The 16,575-nt window shown below is 61.2% G+C and carries 16 protein-coding genes; 11 read left to right on the forward strand and 5 right to left on the reverse strand.

From position 1 onward, the window contains the following. From LJE93_04700 to LJE93_04735, 8 genes are all read left to right on the forward strand, one after another. A partial coding sequence (locus LJE93_04700) for a CPBP family intramembrane metalloprotease (GenBank protein ID MCG6948199.1) occupies positions 1–2,700 on the forward strand: 2,700 nt, incomplete at its 5' end. Beyond that, the gene (locus LJE93_04705) at positions 2,697–2,873 is read left to right on the forward strand and encodes a hypothetical protein (GenBank protein MCG6948200.1); all 177 of its coding nucleotides are present in this window, start codon (positions 2,697–2,699) and stop codon (positions 2,871–2,873) included. The genes LJE93_04700 and LJE93_04705, both read left to right, overlap by 4 nt. Before the next feature lie 122 nt (positions 2,874–2,995). Further along, positions 2,996–4,747, forward strand: a complete 1,752-nt coding sequence (locus LJE93_04710) for an APC family permease (GenBank protein ID MCG6948201.1) — start codon at positions 2,996–2,998, stop codon at positions 4,745–4,747. A gap of 130 nt (positions 4,748–4,877) precedes the next feature. After that, complete coding sequence (locus LJE93_04715; GenBank protein ID MCG6948202.1) at positions 4,878–5,390, forward strand: DoxX family protein; 513 nt, start codon at positions 4,878–4,880, stop codon at positions 5,388–5,390. Positions 5,391–5,512: 122 nt separating this feature from the next. Beyond that, a complete protein-coding gene (locus LJE93_04720; protein MCG6948203.1) occupies positions 5,513–5,941 on the forward strand; it encodes a hypothetical protein in 429 nt (142 codons plus the stop codon). A gap of 102 nt (positions 5,942–6,043) precedes the next feature. Then, positions 6,044–6,889, forward strand: a complete 846-nt coding sequence (locus LJE93_04725; GenBank protein MCG6948204.1) for a DUF692 domain-containing protein — start codon at positions 6,044–6,046, stop codon at positions 6,887–6,889. Then, on the forward strand, positions 6,879–7,712 hold the full coding sequence (locus tag LJE93_04730) for a DNA-binding domain-containing protein (protein ID MCG6948205.1): 834 nt from the start codon (positions 6,879–6,881) through the stop codon (positions 7,710–7,712). Before LJE93_04725 ends, LJE93_04730 begins: the two co-directional genes overlap by 11 nt. 57 nt (positions 7,713–7,769) lie before the next feature. Beyond that, positions 7,770–8,147, forward strand: coding sequence for a metalloregulator ArsR/SmtB family transcription factor (locus tag LJE93_04735; GenBank protein MCG6948206.1), 378 nt, complete (start codon positions 7,770–7,772; stop codon positions 8,145–8,147). A gap of 16 nt (positions 8,148–8,163) precedes the next feature. Here LJE93_04735 and LJE93_04740 read toward each other — a convergent pair whose 3' ends face one another. After that, complete coding sequence (locus tag LJE93_04740) at positions 8,164–9,903, reverse strand: hypothetical protein (protein MCG6948207.1); 1,740 nt, start codon at positions 9,901–9,903, stop codon at positions 8,164–8,166. A 539-nt stretch (positions 9,904–10,442) separates the two neighbouring features. On the opposite strand from LJE93_04740, the gene LJE93_04745 reads away from it, so the two are divergent. The 3 genes from LJE93_04745 to nrfD are packed head-to-tail and all read left to right on the forward strand — an operon-like array spanning position 10,443 to position 12,901. Beyond that, positions 10,443–10,934, forward strand: a complete 492-nt coding sequence (locus tag LJE93_04745; GenBank protein ID MCG6948208.1) for a cytochrome C — start codon at positions 10,443–10,445, stop codon at positions 10,932–10,934. A 15-nt stretch (positions 10,935–10,949) separates the two neighbouring features. Further along, positions 10,950–11,735: a 4Fe-4S dicluster domain-containing protein gene (locus LJE93_04750; GenBank protein ID MCG6948209.1), complete on the forward strand. Its 786-nt coding sequence runs from the start codon at positions 10,950–10,952 to the stop codon at positions 11,733–11,735. Further along, a complete protein-coding gene (nrfD, locus tag LJE93_04755) occupies positions 11,735–12,901 on the forward strand; it encodes a polysulfide reductase NrfD (GenBank protein ID MCG6948210.1) in 1,167 nt (388 codons plus the stop codon). The genes LJE93_04750 and nrfD overlap by 1 nt, the downstream gene beginning before the upstream one ends. A 3-nt stretch (positions 12,902–12,904) precedes the next feature. Here the strand turns inward: nrfD and LJE93_04760 are convergent, their stop codons facing one another. From LJE93_04760 to LJE93_04775, 4 genes are read right to left on the reverse strand one after another with little or no spacing between them, the layout of a single operon-like run. Then, on the reverse strand, positions 12,905–13,720 hold the full coding sequence (locus LJE93_04760; GenBank protein ID MCG6948211.1) for a metal ABC transporter permease: 816 nt from the start codon (positions 13,718–13,720) through the stop codon (positions 12,905–12,907). A 4-nt stretch (positions 13,721–13,724) separates the two neighbouring features. Then, entirely contained in the window at positions 13,725–14,750 is a 1,026-nt protein-coding gene (locus LJE93_04765) for a metal ABC transporter substrate-binding protein (protein MCG6948212.1), read from the reverse strand. 9 nt (positions 14,751–14,759) lie between these two features. Beyond that, positions 14,760–16,136 (reverse strand): hypothetical protein, encoded by a 1,377-nt coding sequence (locus tag LJE93_04770; protein ID MCG6948213.1) that lies wholly within the window; start codon positions 16,134–16,136, stop codon positions 14,760–14,762. A 47-nt stretch (positions 16,137–16,183) separates the two neighbouring features. Then, positions 16,184–16,543 carry a hypothetical protein gene (locus tag LJE93_04775; GenBank protein ID MCG6948214.1) on the reverse strand — a complete coding sequence of 120 codons (360 nt, stop codon included), beginning with the start codon at positions 16,541–16,543 and terminating at the stop codon, positions 16,184–16,186. Positions 16,544–16,575 lie beyond the last annotated feature (32 nt).

Consider the following 16,575-nt stretch of genomic DNA (forward strand, 5'->3'; position numbering starts at 1 on the left):
GCCAACGATGGCATTGCCGCAGGCGCCGGCTTCGCAGTCGTCATCCTCTACTTCGCGGGCGGGTGTATCATCGGTCTCTTCTTTCTGATGAGGCAGAGGTGGGTCATATGGAAGCCGGCGGTCATATGGGCCGTACTGATCGCCGGACTCCAATCGCTGGTATTTCTCAATCGGTGGCCGCTTCTGTGGATGGGGTACGACACCGCGATATCTCAGCAGACCTTTGTCCTCCAGCAGATCGCCATCGCCCTTGGACAGCTGGTAGGCATGGGAGCGATTCTCGCGCTCTCGTTTATGGCCGCGGAAAGCCTCGGCAGACGCGCATTCCCGCACCACGTTCAGTTCTGGCGAACATGGTCGGTTGAGGTGACACCAACCAAGACGATCCTCGGCCAGACGGTCGCGGGCTTCCTGTTGATCGGAGTGTTCTTCGCCTACGACGTCTGGCTCTACGCCTATGCCGCGAAGAACTTCGGCTGGTGGTCGCCGTCGAGCGCACTTACCGATCCGAACGTGCTCGCCCACTACCTCCCGTGGCTGACCTCGATCGCCAACTCCCTGCAGGCCGGCTTCTGGGAAGAGTGTCTGTTCCGGGCGGTTCCGATCGCGGGCGCGGCACTCCTCGGACGTCGCTTCGGCAAGACCTGGCTGTGGATCGCCGCAGCAATGGTGCTGCAGGCGGTGATTTTCGGAGCCGGTCACGCCAACTACCCGGCCCAACCAGCCTATGCCCGATTGGTGGAGCTGATCATCCCGGCGCTCGGTTTCGGGGGGCTCTACCTGGTCTTTGGCCTGGTGCCGGCAATCGTGCTCCACTTCGCCTTCGACGTCGTCTGGTTCGCGTTGCCCCTCTTCGCCGCGGACACTCCGGGGATCTGGGTCGACCGTAGCCTGGTCATCGTCCTCGCGATGGTTCCGTTGTGGATGGTGATGCTCGCGCGAGGGTATACGAGATCCTTCGGAGAAGTTCCCGAAGACGACTACAACCGCGCGTGGGAGGCGCCGCCTGCTCCGGCGCCAACCCCGGCGAGATCTGAAGTTGTCACCTCTGACCTTGCTCCGAAGGTGCGCTCCTACCTCATTTGGCTCGGCGCTGCGGGGATCGTCGTCTGGGGCCTGACGTCGAACTTCACGACCGATGTCCCGGGCCTCTCGCACAGGGACCGGGAGGCCCGATCCGCAGCGCGCGCCATGCTTGCCGAGCGCGGGATCGAGCTCGAGCCCGAATGGCGCGAGCTGAGCATGGCGGACGCACCACTGGGTCTGCAGGATCGATTCGTATGGCAGGAGGGCGGGCCCGAAGCCTATCGGGAGCTGGTCGGACGGTACCTGCCGATCCCACGAAGGATCGTTCGCTACGCGAGATTCGAAGGCGATGTCGCCGAAAGAGCGGAGGAATACAGCGTCTTCATCGGACCGGACGGTGAGATCCAGCGAATGACTCATCAGCTACCCGAAAGCCGCCCAGGACCCGAACTCGATGAAGAGGCCGCCCGGAAAATAGCCCAGGAGGCGGTTCGCAACCGGTACGAACTCTCCCCGGATGAGGTCGAGGAGGTGTCTGCGGAGCCGGCGCAGCTCCCAGACCGTCGCGACTGGTCCTTCGTTTTCAAAGACCGTGAAGGCTATCCGCTGGAATCCGGAGAGGCGCGGATCGCGATCGATATCGCGGGCGATGAGGTCGTGGCGACCGGTCGTTTTGTCCATATTCCCGAAGAGTGGGAGCGTGCATGGCGGAATCGTCGAGGCGTCACCCGCGTGGCCCAGATCGCATCTGTCATTCTCCTAGTCCTCCTCTACCTCGCCGGAGCGGTTTTCGCCATCGTCCGTTGGAGCCGGCACCGATTCGCCTCCTCGACCTTTGCCGTCTTCTTCGCCTTCCTGGCGGTTGTCGGTGGTCTCCAGATCTTCAACAGCTTCCGCTCCGCGAGTGCGCAGTTCGTGACCGCCCAACCATTCAAGCTACAGACCGCCATCCTGATCGTCGGCGGCCTCATCGCCATGACCGGGATCGCCGCGGTTTCATCCCTGTTGATCGGACTCGCTCACCGGATGGTGCCGGAGCAATCCGGCAATGCCGACCGCGCCTCAATCGCGGCCGGATTCGGTCTCGGAGCGCTGCTCGCGGCCCTCGGAGCGGTTGGACAGAGCCTCGCGCCCTCGACCATGCCGTCGTGGCCAGACCTCTCCTCAGCAGGCGACTTTCTCCCGCTCCTCGGCACTGCGTTCGGTACCGTTACCTCGTGGATCACCGGCACTGCGCTTTTCCTGCTCGCGGTCCTGACCCTCAACACGGCAACCGACAGCTGGCGGAGACGAAAGGGTTTGGCCTCCACGGTGCTGGTGCTCTTCGGCCTCGTCGTGACCGGAAGCGAGGGCATCGAGAGCATCCCAATGTGGCTCGTGGAGGGCGGGCTCACGGGTGTCGTCCTCCTCTCTGTCTGGGTGCTCGTTCTGCGGTACCAGCCGACGATCGTTCCGACCGTCACCGCCGCCGGCAGCGCGCTCGGGGCGTTCCGCGAGGCGATCATTCGCCCGTATCCGGGCGCAGCGGCAGGCTCGGTGATCGGTGGCCTGGTGGTAGTTGCGGCGGCGTGGTGGTGGTACCGACGGCTAACTTCGGACTCGAAGGTGCAGGACGCAAGGACTTCCGTTCCGGCAATTGGCCACCAGGTGACTGAAATGGAGGAAGAGTCATGAACAAACCGGTCGTTCTTCTCGTCGTCGGAGTCATGTTGTCCCTCATCAGCCTGACGGCCGATGTCATCGGTATCGGTGAGGGAACCGGGATTGGATGGAGGCAAATCACGGGCTTCACAGTGGGTCTCGTCATCGCAGTGATCGGGCTGGTACAGATGCGAAAGAAGGGGTAACCCACGGGTGTCTTGTTTCGATTTGGCCGATTTCAGCAACGGGTCTTTCGGTCGGCGGGTCACGCTGGCATTCGCCGCAGGAGACCTGTCGAGGCGGAACGTGGCATCCTGTAGGGGAAGCGATGACAGATAAGCACAGGGATCCGGCTTACAAACTCAACCAGCTCGAGGCGACCGCGATCTGCGGCAACGACATCACCTCGTCCTGCCTCTACGTGTCTGCCTTGACCGTCCTCCAGGCAGGCAAATGGGCGCCGGTTGCGCTCCTGATCGTCGCCGCGGTTCTCTTCCTCTACCGCAAGATTTATGCGGAGGTTGTCGGCGCGCTGCCGCTCAACGGAGGCGCCTACAACGCGCTCCTCAACACTACCAGCAAGAGGGTCGCATCGCTGGCGGCCTGTTTGACTCTCCTGTCCTACATGGCGACCGCGGTGATCTCGGCTTCCGAAGCGATGCACTACGTGCATTCACTGTGGCATGGCTTGCCGGTGATCGCGGCGACCATTGTCCTCCTTGCGGCCTTCATGTTCCTGACCATCATGGGTATCGGCGAGTCGGCCAGGGTCGCGGTCTTGATCTTCATCACACACATTACGACCCTCGTCCTGCTCCTCGGAGTGGGTGTTTTCTTCGTGCTGCGTGGCGGGCCGGCGACCCTGGGTGAAAATCTCACCGCGCCGATGGAAATCAGCGTTCCGCAGGCACTGTTCTTTGGTTTCGCGGCGGCGATGCTCGGGATCTCCGGCTTCGAAAGCTCCGCCAACTTCGTCGAGGAACAGGAACGCGGCGTGTTCCCAAAAACCCTGCGCAACATGTGGGCAGCGGTCAGCTTCTTCAATCCATCGATGGCCTTGCTGGCGCTTGCACTGGTGCCAATCTCCGCGGTGGCCCACAATCAGGAAGCCCTGCTCTCCCACATGGGACTCATCGCGGGTGGAAAATGGCTGTCGGTACTGGTGTCAGTTGACGCCGCGCTGGTTTTGTCCGGTGCAGTTCTGACGTCCTACGTCGGTGTGACCGGGCTCGTCAAACGCATGGCCCTCGATCGGTGCCTGCCGCAATTCCTCCTCAGAACCAACCGGTTGGGTACCACTCACTGGATCATCATTGCCTTTTTCCTGCTCGCGGTGTCGGTGCTTCTGTGGACGCAGGGAAACCTTGGCGAGCTGGCCGGCGTCTACACGATCTCCTTCCTGGCGGTGATGGCGCTCTTTGGCGTCGGTAATATCCTGCTCAAGATCAGAAGGGCGAGCCTTCCGCGACCGACCATCGCGTCGTGGCCCTCGGTCCTCGTGGCTATCGCCGCCGTGGTGGCTGCACTGGTCGGAAACATCCTTCTCAACCCCGCCTACCTCAGAGTCTTTCTCGGATACTTCGTGCCGGCAATCCTGATCGTCGGCGTCATGCTGAGCCGAATCGAGATCATGCGGATCATGCTATTTGCGATCCAGTCTGTAAGCGAGTCGATCCAGAAACACACCTCGCGGGCAGCGAAGGCCATTCTTGACAAAATCGACCAGATCAACTCACAGCGTTTCGTCTTCTTCACCCGCGGCGACAGCATCGCAAACCTCAACCAGGCCATGCTCTATGTGCGGCGTAACGAACACACCAACCGCATCAGGGTGGCGATTGCGTACACCGACAAGAAGGAAATACCAGAAAGGCTCGCGCAGGACCTCGAGTTCCTCGACGAGGCCTACCCCGAGATCGACATCGAGTACGTCGAGGTGGAGGGAGAGTTCGGTCCCGAATTGATCGACAAGCTCTCGAAGCGCTGGCAGGTGCCCAAGAACTTCATGTTTATCGGATCCCCCGGGGATCATTTCCCGTACCGGTTGGAAGAACTCGGTGGGGTTCGGTTGATCATCTGATTTCCAATCGACTTCGAGTAAACCGCATCAGCTTCGAGGCGCCGTGCGTCAACGCGGACGGTTGGACACGATGAAACCGATCGCCGGCGATGCGCATAAAAGGGTCTGAATCCACGCTCAGGAGGCAACCATGGAATTCAGAGAAACTTTGCAACGCGCGAGCGGCATGGTCGACCGGATAACGGCCAGTCTGGCCTTCATCGCTCCGCTGGCCACCCGGCTGGTCATCGGGCTGGCATTCTTCCGGGCCGGTTCCGGCAAGTTTCGCAACTTCGAAAATGTGATCGGCTTCTTCGACTCGCTCGGGATCCCATTCCCGGCCTTCAACGCCGGTCTGGTGGCCTCGATGGAAACCGTCGGCGGGTTGATGTTGATTGTCGGTCTCTTCACCCGTTTCTTCGCTTCGGGCCTGGCCGTCACCATGGTGGTTGCGCTATTGACCGCCGACACTGCCGATCTGCTGGCTGCCTGGAGCGGCGCGTCCCAGATCTCACCGACCGACGTCACGGCCTTCACCTTTCTCCTCTTCCTGATGTGGCTCGTCTTCTACGGCGCCGGCAAGTTGAGCCTCGACGCGCTGATGAAGAAATTCCTGCTCTCACATCAGACCCCTGTCGGCTCGCTGAATCCCGACAATCTCTAACCCCGCTGTAACCAACAGGCCGCAAAGAGCAACTTTGAAACATAGAAACTCATCGAGACGCAGACTCAATCCGGAATATTAATATGTGCGCAGGAATTCGAAAAAGAAAGAAAGGGGAAATCATGAACTCTCAGAAAATGAAAAAGCTCTTGGTCAACGCGGCGATGGCGGGCATGATCGCTGGAGCGGGCGTGATGGTGCCGGCTGCAAGCTCGGCCGCTACCACCACCGAGGTCAGCCAGAACAGCTGCGGCGGCAAGGACGGTTGTGGCGGCAAGTCCGACCAGGCGAAGGACTCCGAGCGCCATGCCTGCAAGGGCATGAATAACTGCAAGGGCCAGGGCAACTGCAAGTCGGGTGACAACGGCTGCGCCGGCAAGAATTCCTGCAAGGGCAAGGGCGGCTGCGCGTCCGAAGATGCCAGGCACTCCTGCAAGGGCCAGAACGACTGCAAGGGCCTCGGTGGCTGCAAGTCCGGTGACAATGGCTGCGCCGCCAAGAACTCCTGCAAGGGCAAGGGCGGCTGCGCCGTCCCCGTCAAGGACGCCTGAGAAACCACGTGACGCGGGCCCCGGACTCGGGTTCCGGGGCCCGCGACTTGGAGCGAGCACTCTCGCTGCGAGCGCTGGCTCGAAGACACAAGGGGGTCATCAATGAAAGACAACCGTTGGGGATTTCCGGACCTCGGACTCGGGGTCGGTCTCCGCACTACTCACTACGCGCACATCCTCTCGGAGAAACCCGACATCGGCTTCTTCGAGATCCTGACCGAGAACTACCTCGACACCGGCGGCCGTCCGCTTTTCATGCTCGATCAGATTGCCGAGCGCTACCCGACGGTCATGCACGGCGTGTCGATGTCGATCGGTTCCACCGATCCGATAGACTTCGACTACCTCGCCAAGGTCAAGGCTCTGGCTGAACGCACCGGCTCACTCTGGATTTCAGACCATATCTGCTGGACGGGGGTGCTCGGCCGCAACACGCACGACCTCCTGCCCCTCCCCTACACCGAGGAGACTCTCGTCCACTCGATCAACCGCATCAAAATCGTGCAAGAGTTTCTCGAGCGGCCCCTGGTGCTCGAAAACCCCTCGACGTACCTGGAGTTCGCCGACAACGACATGACCGAGTGGGAATTCGTCGTCCGTCTCGCCGAGGAGGCCGATTGTGGATTGCTCTTCGACGTCAACAACGTCTATGTCTCGGCCTACAACCATGGCTACGACCCGGTGGCCTACATCGATGCCATCCCGGCCGACCGCGTCTGCCAGTACCATCTGGCCGGCCACACCAACAAGGGGACCCACATCATCGACACCCACTCGGATCACGTCGTGGACCCGGTGTGGGAGCTCTTCGGCCACACGATTCGCAACGTCGGGCTGCGCGCCACCCTGCTCGAATGGGATGCCGACATTCCCCCCTTCGAGATCGTGCACCGGGAGGTGCTCAAGGCTGAAGGCTGGCGCCGCGAGGAGGTCGCCGATGTCGCCTGAACGGCCCGGGCTCGCACGCCTGCAACGCTGGATGCAGGAGGTCGTCGTTCACCCCGGAGCCGTCGAGGAAGCCATCGAGGCCGACGACGCCACTCGACACATCACCAGCGGCCGGCTGACCGACGTAGTACTTCCATCACATTCAATGACCGCCGTCGAACGCGTCGGCGTCTACCACGGGATGTATATGATGCGGATGGAGGAGGCGCTCGAGACCGACTACCCGGTGATCCGCTATCACCTGGGCGACCACCAGTTCGGCCACCTTGTGGCGGAGTACGTTCAGCGCTTTCCGTCCACCAGCTACACGCTCAACCGGCTCGGCGACCACCTTCCGCAGTTCTTCGTCGATGAGCCGGAGTGGCCCCAGGCCGCCTTTCTTTACGACCTCGCCAGGCTCGAGCTGGCCATGACAGAAGTCTTCGACGAAGAGGAATCTCCCATTCTCGGCTCCGAGGAGTTGGAAGCGGTACCACCCGACGCCTGGGAAACGGCACGGCTGCGCCCTATCTCCGCATTCCGATTATTGGATTTCAAGCACGCGGTCATCCCGCACCTGGTCGCCTTCCACGAGGACCGACCGGCGCCAAGTCCACGCCGCCGCGCAAGCTGGGTCGCGTTGTATCGCCGCGATTACTCGGTTCTCCGCCTCGAACTGAGCCGCGCGGAATACGATCTTCTGCGTGAGATCGTCGCTGCGGCCCCCCTCGGAGACGCCCTTGCTGCCGCAGCCGCGTCGAAGTCCCCGCGGCAGCAGGCGAAGGTGTTCCGGTGGTTTCGCACCTGGATCTCGGAGGGTCTATTCACAGAGATCGAGTCTTGAAAACAAATGAAAATCTCAATATTTGACGGCGGTCAGAATTCTTGAGAATATGAATGCATGAACAAATTAGAGGATTCTCCGACTGCTCCTGAATCGCTTCCGGAGTGGGTTGTCGAGTGCCTGAGTCGACTCTTTTCCTCAATTTCCGACCACACGCGTATTCGCATCGTCCACGCCCTCACCACCCAGGACAGATTGAACGTTTCCGAGATTGCCGAGCACACGGGACTTTCTGTCTCCGCAGTCAGCCACCAACTGCGATTGCTCCGCGACCGAGCCATGCTGCAGGCGGCCAGGGAAGGGCGCTCCGTCTACTACAGCCTCGCCGACGATCATCTCCGCACACTGATCCGAACCGGGGTGCAGCACGCTTACGAGGACTGCACCAACAACCTCCGGCGCGAAGCCGAGGACCCGACGAATCAAAAGGGTTAATCGCCCGCCAGTCCACTCATGTTTCGGTCGAATACCGTCTCGAGCGAAGAATTTTCGTTGATGTGATGAGAGTCGCGCCGTAGGCCGCTAGCACGATCACGAAAACGACCGTCCGGCCCGAAACGAGGTCGACAAGAACAATTCGAAGCCCTGTCACGGCCAACAGGGGATACACGAGCCAGCCAGCTTCTCGTACTCCCCAACGCGAGGCGAGGACCGCGCAGAGGATGGTCATCATACACAGGGCGACCGTTCCCATCCAACCCGCTGCGTTCGGCGCCATCAACTCTGCCACCGACACCATCATCGAGGCCAACACCAATCCGCTCATCACGAGCAGGACGGTCAGTGGCAACCGCTCCAGCCACCCGGACTCCTCACGCCTGCGGTCAAACAGGAGGACCAGCGCCGCGAGGACAGTCAGGAGAGCAACCAGTATCGCTCCGACGTTCGGAATCGCCTCGAGCCTCGATTGACCGCCGAGATCTCCCACCATTTCGGTGACCACACCGCTCGAAATCCACGCCGCCAGCAGCAGAACGACGGCGTGCACTCGCAGCGCCAAACGGTCCCATCGGCTGCCGGCTGCGGCGGCGATCAAGGCCAGCACTGCCCACGCAACCGAGCTCGCCGACCCGATCGTTTCGGCGAGACCGAGCAGCACCAGGGCCAGACCGAACGACGAGAGGAAAAGGAACGATTGATTGCCACCCGGTCGCCTCTCGACAACAAAGAATGCCACCACGTAAAACACGAGGCCGATACAAAGAGCAAATGCCGCCAAACCCCGCGTCCCGATTCCGTGAAATTCGGCAAGCGCGATCGTGCCTCCCCAACCGATGGTCCACACGAGGGCCGTCTGCAGGTAATCGAAGGTCCGAATCTGATGGCGTCCCCGGACCGCGCGAGCGAACGACGATCCGGCGTAACCCAATAACAGAGCCCCTTGGAGAATGACTACCAGGAGTACATCAGGAGGGTCGATTCCATGTGGACCCTCGGGAACTGTCGCCATCGCGGTCAGGCGGAGCACACCGACATCCGCGCCAACGGCGGTTATCCACCTCAGGGACTCCCATCTGTGAACACCAGCTGACCACGCCACCGCGAGTCCGACCGCGACCAGCACAGCGGTCGCCGCCTCTCCTGGAGGACGCCCGAAGGCCAGGCCGGCGCTGGTGACCATGGCACCAATGACGAAGACCCATGCCGATTCCGGCAATCGCCATCGCGAGGCCACTACGAGACCCGCCGCGGTCATGATAGCGAGCGTGACCGCACTACCGGTCGGCGACAAGACCCCAAACTCGGTAGATGCCTCGAAAATCAACGGGCCAGCGATCAACGCCGCACAGACCCCGAAAAAACCGGCGCTCGCCCGAGCGCCCTTGCGCGCAGCCAAAGCAGCGGCGACAATCCAGCTCGCCGCATACGCAAGCCCAAGGGCGACTCCAGTCCCGGTTGCCAGTTTCCCCGCCTCGGTGAACGCTCGCAGCAGAAATGCGCCGGCCAAAACCAACAGGCTTCTGCCAACCAGCGCCGGCGTGCCTTTGATAGCGGACAACGCCCACTGATCAGCGAGTGGGTCCGGTGCCGGCGCGGTTTCGTCAGCTTCGATCAAACCGTCGTCGCCGGCATCAGGCTCCCAACCCTCGACATTCCCGCTCTCGATGACACCGATCCGGCGCTCAAGCCGGCTGAACGCTTTCTCAAGAGCCTTGATCGCCTCTTCCAATTTTTCGAGACGCTCCTCCATGTATTGCTCCTGAGACAGAGTCTATAAATGATAAAAGGGTCTTGAAACTGTCCGGCTTCGAAGATACCATAATTGCGATAATGCTCATTTGATCACGATTAGGTTTGATTCTGAAGTGAAACCTTCACCACCTACGACAGCCGAACGCCACCGATTCTGGCAGCGTTGTCTGACGCTCGGGAGATGGCTCCTCGAGCGCGAGGAGCTGCTGGAAGCCACAGAGCGGTCGCCTAACCGACCAGCTGAGCAGGCTCAAATTCGGCGTATGGCGTCAAACGAACCAGGTTCCGACCACGCGGATCCCCCGCGCCAGATTCGAAATCCCCTTGTCTGGTTGGCCTCGCGTGACGAGCTCCCAAGTCTGCCCACATGGCCGCGCCGACACGATGGTCCCATTTCGGGGCTGATCTCGCTCGAGCGGCTGCCGGCGAAGCCGCCAGACAACGCACCTCCACAACGGTGTTTCCTCCGTTGGCTCTTCACGCTGGATTCCCATGAACGTCTCGAGAACCATTTGTTGACCAAGGAGGTTCCGCCCGATGAACCCTGAGAGTCCTCTCACTCACACCAAGCACGTTTTTCGGGCGGCCATTTTGTTGCTCGCCGTGCTGATTGCCATGGTCCTCGGGCGATTGCTCTTCGTCCCGGAGACCTGGGGCCAGTACGGCTGGTACAGAGGGGATGCCGTCGCCGAGCACCGAAACAAACCGATCCGCCACGGTGGCAACGACTCGTGCGCGATGTGCCACGACGTCGAGTTCGCCGATCACGCCGCGGGAGCGCACGTCTCCGTGCAGTGCGAGCTGTGCCACGGTCCGGTGGCACTCCACGTCAACCTCGACGATGGGGAGATGCTGGCCGAGATGCCGGTACGCCGCAGCCGAGAACTGTGTGAGCTCTGCCATCTCAGGCTTGAAGCGCGCCCGGCCGATTTCCCGCAGATAGAGGTTCGCGAACATGTGGCAGAAAACGGCGGTGAACTGACCGTCGACGCCTGCTTCCAATGTCACGATCCCCACTCACCGCTTTGATTTCGAGGAGGCATCATGGCACCTCATGACAAAAAACCTGCTCAGCCGCCCGCCACGATTTCTCGCCGCCAGTTTTTGAGCCGGTCGAGCACCGCTCTTGCCGGCAGCATGGTCATAGCCCTCGTCCTCCCCGAGGGGACGTCGGCTGGTGTCGATGGGGCCGAGTACGACTGGAACCGGCACCGCTGGGTCTATCTCATCGACACCACGAAGTGCATCGGCTGCGGCTCCTGCGTCCGAGCCTGCCGAGCAGAAAACTCGGTCCCGCCACATATGTACCGAACGTGGGTTGAACGCTACGAGATCGCGGTTGAAGGCGAGGCCTTCATCGAATCTCCCAACGGTGCCGAACACGGATTCGATGCCGTTCCGACCGGCCTCGACGTTCGCAAGGGATTCTTCGTGCCGAAATTGTGCAATCACTGCCGAGCGACGCCCTGCATTCAGGTGTGCCCGGTCGGCGCCTCATTCGCCACCCGTGACGGTGTCGTGTTGGTGGATCCCGAACACTGCATCGGTTGCGGTTACTGCGTCCAGGCCTGCCCGTACGGCAGCCGGTTCATCAACCCCGAAACCCACACTGCTGACAAGTGCACCCTGTGCTATCACCGCATCACCGCGGGACAGAAGACGGCTTGCGTTCAGATCTGTCCGGTCGGGGCGCGCCGTCTCGGTGACCGCCACGACCCCGATGACGACGTTATGGAGATCCTCGCCACCCGCCCTATCCAGGTACTCCAACCCGAGCTGCTCACCCGTCCACAGGCTTTCTACCTCGGCCTCGACATGGAGGTGTGTTGATGTTCCCGGAGCTGACAGGTTACCTGTTTCCGAATGATGTCCATATCCACTGGAGCCTGATGATCGTGCTGTACCCGTACATCACCGGGCTGGTGGCCGGCGCATTCCTCGTCTCATCTCTGTACCACGTCTTCGGGCGCAAAGATCTCGAACCACTCGGTCGCTTCGCGCTCGCTACGGCACTCTGCTTCCTCGTGGTCGCCGGGCTGCCTCTGCTCAACCACCTCGGTCATCCGGAACGTGCGATCAACATCATCGTGACCCCGAACTTCACCTCGGCGATGGCGGGCTTCGGGATTCTCTACGCCTCGTACTTCATCGTCCTTCTCCTCGAGGTGTGGTTCGTCTTTCGGGTCGATATCATCGAAACCGCAGCCCACTCTCGGGGAATCAAACGCTGGCTGTTCGCGGCCCTCGCCCTCGGCGTTTATGACACTTCTCCGGAGGCACAGGCAATCGATCGCAAGATCATTCGGGTGCTCGCAGCGATCGGCATTCCGATGGCCTGTCTGCTGCACGGGTACGTCGGTTTCCTGTTCGGCGCCCTCAAGGCCAACCCGTGGTGGTCGACGCCACTGATGCCGGTGATCTTTCTCTTCTCGGCCATGGTGTCGGGCATCGCCCTGTTGATCGTGCTTTACCAGATCGCGATGAAGCTCAAAGGCATGCCAATCGACCGCCCGGCGATCTCGGCAATGGCGCGCTGGCTGTGGCTCTTCATGATCATGTCGCTGACCATGGAACTCCTCGAAATCATGATGTTGGCCTACGAGAGGGCCGAAGAGTGGGAGGTTATTGGCCATCTCCTCACTCACCAGCTTTCCTTCTCGTTCATCTCGCTGCAGATGGTCGGAGGCGGGCTGATCCCGCTCATTCTGCTCGGCATCGTGGTCTTGATGGGTCGCTACATGGACGACCGGATCCTCAACACGCTGACCATGGTTTCCTCGCTCCTGCTGCTGCTTCAGGTTCTGGCCATGCGTTGGAACGTAGTCATCGGCGGCCAGATGTTCTCGAAGAGCATGACCGGCTTCCGGGAGACCTACGTCCCCGGGTTATTTGAAAAGGAGGGCATTCTCGCGGCGTTGGCGATCCTCTTCATCCCCTTCATTCTGCTGCTGATCTTCGAGAGGGTCCTGCCGACGTTCAGACACCTCGAAACGTGAAGATCATGAGAAGCGTCTTTCGACGAGCCAGGCCGCCACGAGCAATAAACCGAGGATGACGACGATTGCCGGTCCGGTCGGCAGATCGAGGTAGTAGGAACCGATTAGGCCGAGACCGGACCCGACGACGCCCACGATCCAGCCGACGACCAGACGTGAGCGCATCCCGGCATGCAACAGAATGGCGACGCAGGCCGGGATGACCAGGTAGGCGAAGACCATGAGGATGCCACCGATCTCGACCGAAAAGGTGATCATGACACCGAAGCTGAGATAGAAGAGGAAGTCCCACCAGCGAATCCGCCAACCACGCTCGTAGGCCTCTTCGGGATCGGTCGAGATGAGCATGAAACGGTGGCGAAGAAACCAGTGGAGAAGACCAATGCCGACATAGATCACCAGCACCTTGATCACGGTCGGCCAGGTCACCCACAGGAGTGACCCTGCCAGGGTCTCCTTGATGTGCTCGGCGCCCTCCGGTGCGCGGTCCGCGACCAGGATCGTCGCCGCCGAGGCGACGACGAAGGTGATGCCGATGATCGCCTCCTGCGGCAGTTTTTCGATCCGCACCCTGGTCAGCGCAAAGAGGCCCGCCGCGATTGTCGCGAAGGCGAGGCTGAAAAGGGTCGACCCGATCTCGCCGGGGTGCTGACCGAAAGCGAAGCCCACCACCGCGCCCAACGCGGCAAATTGTGCGACCGCGAGGTCGACGAAGAGAATCCGCCGTTCGATGACGTGGATCCCGAAATAGGCGTGAAGGCCCACCAGAACCAGGCAGGCGGCGAACGGCGCGGCCATGAAGCTCAACATATCGATCATCACATCACCCCGTTTCGGCGAACGCCTTCTGCAAGCGTGTAATCCACAGATCGACAAGGTCGAAATAGGAGTCGACGCCCTCCTCCCCACCGACGAACATCGGCACTACTACCGGGACAATCCCGGTACGCTCTGCAATCAGCTCCGGCTTTCGCCGTTCGAAGTAATTGGCGGTGAGAAGGACGCGGATGTCTTCGTCTTTGATGCGTTCGACAAGATCCGCAACGTGACGTGCAGTTGGCGGGATGCCCGGCTTGACTTCGACATAGTCGACCACGGAAAGACCGAAAAGGGTTGTGAAATAGACCCAATTCTTGTGATAGCACACGAGCTTCTGGCCTCGAAACGGCATCGCTTCACCTAGCCAGCCACCAAGCTCGCCGAGCAGCCCATGCTCCTCGAGAAACGGCACCAGACGACCATTCTGGGCGAGCGAGTCGAGGGTCTCGGTGCCGAGGGCTTCCAACAATCGGTCGCCGTACAGGCGCCGGGCGAGCCGATCATTGAAATCGTCGAGGTTGACCTTGTAGGCCTCACACCCCGCGGGATCCACCTTGCACAGGCCAGTGGCGATGTTGCGGGCAATCACAGAGACATTGACTGGCGATGTGGTGATGTGGGGGTTACCGTAGATATGAACATCCCCGGCCGATCGATCCATCGACGCGGGCTTCTCCAGGAGCGCCACATCGTGGGAGGCGGAAACGTAGCCATCCGCGCCATCGACGATTGCCCGGTTCCCCGACTTGTTGACCAGCACTGGAGCCCAGAGCTCGAGGTCGAGGCCCGTGCTCACGAATAGATTGGCCTCCTTCAGCATGATCGCGTAAGAAGGTTTTGGCTTGATGAAATGGGCATCGGCATTTCCAGTGACAATGGCTTCGACTTCGACGCGCTCCCTGCCGATATCACGCGCGATGGCCGCGTAGTCCTGGAGCGTCGTGACCACCTTGACAGTCGCCTCGCCCGCCAGCGGAAAGGCGAGCAAGGTCGCCACCACGAGGACCAGGGTTGGTTTCGTTCTTCTCATGGAACCCCCTCAATAGCTTTCGTGCTTGTGCGGGCCGGCCGCAAAAGTAATCTGGAGTTGGAACCGCCGATCAGTCCCATACAAGTTGTCTTTCTCGTAGGTTGCCTGTCCTCGAAGCCTCACGAACTCCGACTGCCAGAGCGTCAGGTAGGGCGACAACCCCCAGGTGTCGTGGCCAGCCTGACGCTGGTCCTCGACCCAGTCCCAGCGTACGCCGGCGATCCAGCGCGACGTCAGCCTGTACTGTCCGTAAAGGTATGAACCCCACGTGTTGAGGCTGGCGCCTTCCGCGAGGTCCAGCCACGATCGTAGGAGCATGGCGCGGATGGTGAAGCCGCGGTAGTGCTCACGTCCTGCCGGGTACCAGTCGTAGGCCAGGTCGAGGGCCAGGAAGTTGTGGTCGAGGTCGCCGTCGTGGTCGGTGACACCGTGGAGGGCGGTGAGATCGGCCTGCAGGTACGTGTTCGTACTCAGGTCCCAGTAGCTCATCAATGAAGCGAGGAAGGTCGGTCGCTTCCAGTCGGACCCGGCGAAGGCAACCTCGTTGTCGCCGTTCATGATTTCGACCGTGAGCTCATTACTGCTTGCCCACAAGCTCGGCATCAGCCAGTCCACCGACACGCCGGTGCCAACCAGACCATGCGGGCCGAAGCTCTCCTGGATGACCCATGGGAAGTCGGTCTGGTCGAGGGCGTGCTTGTGCCACCGATTGAGAACCCCGAACTGCTGGCGCTTCTTGCCGACGGTGAGCGAGGTGTTGCCGGGAAGCTGGAGCCAGGTGATGTAGCCTTCTCCCAGCCCGAGGCCCTCGTGGTCATGCTCGTCCGCTTCAGCGCCGTTCTCCTCGCCCTCGTGCTCATGGTCGTCCATGCCGAAGGAGGTCTCGTGGTGGGGGCCGTGGTAACCGATGACCACATGCATCTTCGTGAACGGATCGAGATACGACTGGATGTCGAGCTCGAAGTGATCGGCCAGCACCTCTTCCTTCTCGTGTTCCCCACCGACGAAGAAGATGTCACCCGTGACCGAGAGTTCCGGATTGAGCTGGGGCTGCATGCGGGTACCCGACGCGAACTTGGTCGCCGTGTCCACCTGGTCGGAAGCCCCTGTTTTCGCGGCCTCCGCCGCGGCTGCCCTGCGAAGTTCTTCGAGTTCGGCCTGCTTCCGCTCCAGCTCCTGTTGTTTTTTGAGCTCCTCCAGTTGTCGCTGGACAACCTGCAGCTGACGGTTCAGCTCCTCGATCTGTCGCTGCAGCTCTTCTGCGGTCGGAGTCGCTGCCGGCCCCGGTACCGGTGTCGGTTCCGATTCCTGTGCGACGGTTGTGCCCACGACCACGATGAGAGCCGCCAGCCAGAGGCTCGCGACACGATTGAATTGTCTTTTCATTGTCTTCTCCCCTGTCGTCTGAAAATCGGTCGGGTTCCAAATCCGATTCAGGCGCTGCGGGGGGGGCCTCGCAACAGGGGAAGCTCGGTGCGCAACCTGGACCGCAGATCAGGTGAGGCCGCGCTGGTGGCCAATCCACCGATCGTTATCGATTCGACACCACTGACCTCGGGCGCTTCTGCAACTGTCGTACCGGCGAGACAGGCAAGGCAGATTTGGCGCGACAGCATCCGACCCGAATGGTGCAAGTGGCTGGTCTGCGACGAAGGATGAGAGGCCGAGCAGGCAAGCTCTTCCTGCGGAACCTTGGTGTCGGCATGATCGTGGGGCGTTGCCAGCATCACCCCGTGCCACGCCAACAGCGTGGCCGCAACGAGAACCACGGTCATTTTGGCCAACGGCCTCACGGAACCATGATGAACCCCAGCCTTGCTGATGT

Source organism: Acidobacteriota bacterium (genome assembly GCA_022340665.1).
Taxonomy (GTDB): domain Bacteria; phylum Acidobacteriota; class Thermoanaerobaculia; order Thermoanaerobaculales; family Sulfomarinibacteraceae; genus Sulfomarinibacter.

Coding starts and splice junctions, on each gene's coding strand:
- LJE93_04740 (MCG6948207.1), bottom strand. CDS start 9,903: ATGGAGGAGCGTCTCGAAAAATTGGAAGAGGCGATCAAGGCTCTTGAG.
- LJE93_04710 (MCG6948201.1), top strand. CDS start 2,996: ATGACAGATAAGCACAGGGATCCGGCTTACAAACTCAACCAGCTCGAG.
- LJE93_04760 (MCG6948211.1), bottom strand. CDS start 13,720: ATGATCGATATGTTGAGCTTCATGGCCGCGCCGTTCGCCGCCTGCCTG.
- LJE93_04730 (MCG6948205.1), top strand. CDS start 6,879: ATGTCGCCTGAACGGCCCGGGCTCGCACGCCTGCAACGCTGGATGCAG.
- nrfD (MCG6948210.1), top strand. CDS start 11,735: ATGTTCCCGGAGCTGACAGGTTACCTGTTTCCGAATGATGTCCATATC.
- LJE93_04750 (MCG6948209.1), top strand. CDS start 10,950: ATGGCACCTCATGACAAAAAACCTGCTCAGCCGCCCGCCACGATTTCT.
- LJE93_04770 (MCG6948213.1), bottom strand. CDS start 16,136: ATGAAAAGACAATTCAATCGTGTCGCGAGCCTCTGGCTGGCGGCTCTC.
- LJE93_04735 (MCG6948206.1), top strand. CDS start 7,770: ATGAACAAATTAGAGGATTCTCCGACTGCTCCTGAATCGCTTCCGGAG.
- LJE93_04705 (MCG6948200.1), top strand. CDS start 2,697: ATGAACAAACCGGTCGTTCTTCTCGTCGTCGGAGTCATGTTGTCCCTC.
- LJE93_04745 (MCG6948208.1), top strand. CDS start 10,443: ATGAACCCTGAGAGTCCTCTCACTCACACCAAGCACGTTTTTCGGGCG.
- LJE93_04725 (MCG6948204.1), top strand. CDS start 6,044: ATGAAAGACAACCGTTGGGGATTTCCGGACCTCGGACTCGGGGTCGGT.
- LJE93_04715 (MCG6948202.1), top strand. CDS start 4,878: ATGGAATTCAGAGAAACTTTGCAACGCGCGAGCGGCATGGTCGACCGG.
- LJE93_04720 (MCG6948203.1), top strand. CDS start 5,513: ATGAACTCTCAGAAAATGAAAAAGCTCTTGGTCAACGCGGCGATGGCG.
- LJE93_04765 (MCG6948212.1), bottom strand. CDS start 14,750: ATGAGAAGAACGAAACCAACCCTGGTCCTCGTGGTGGCGACCTTGCTC.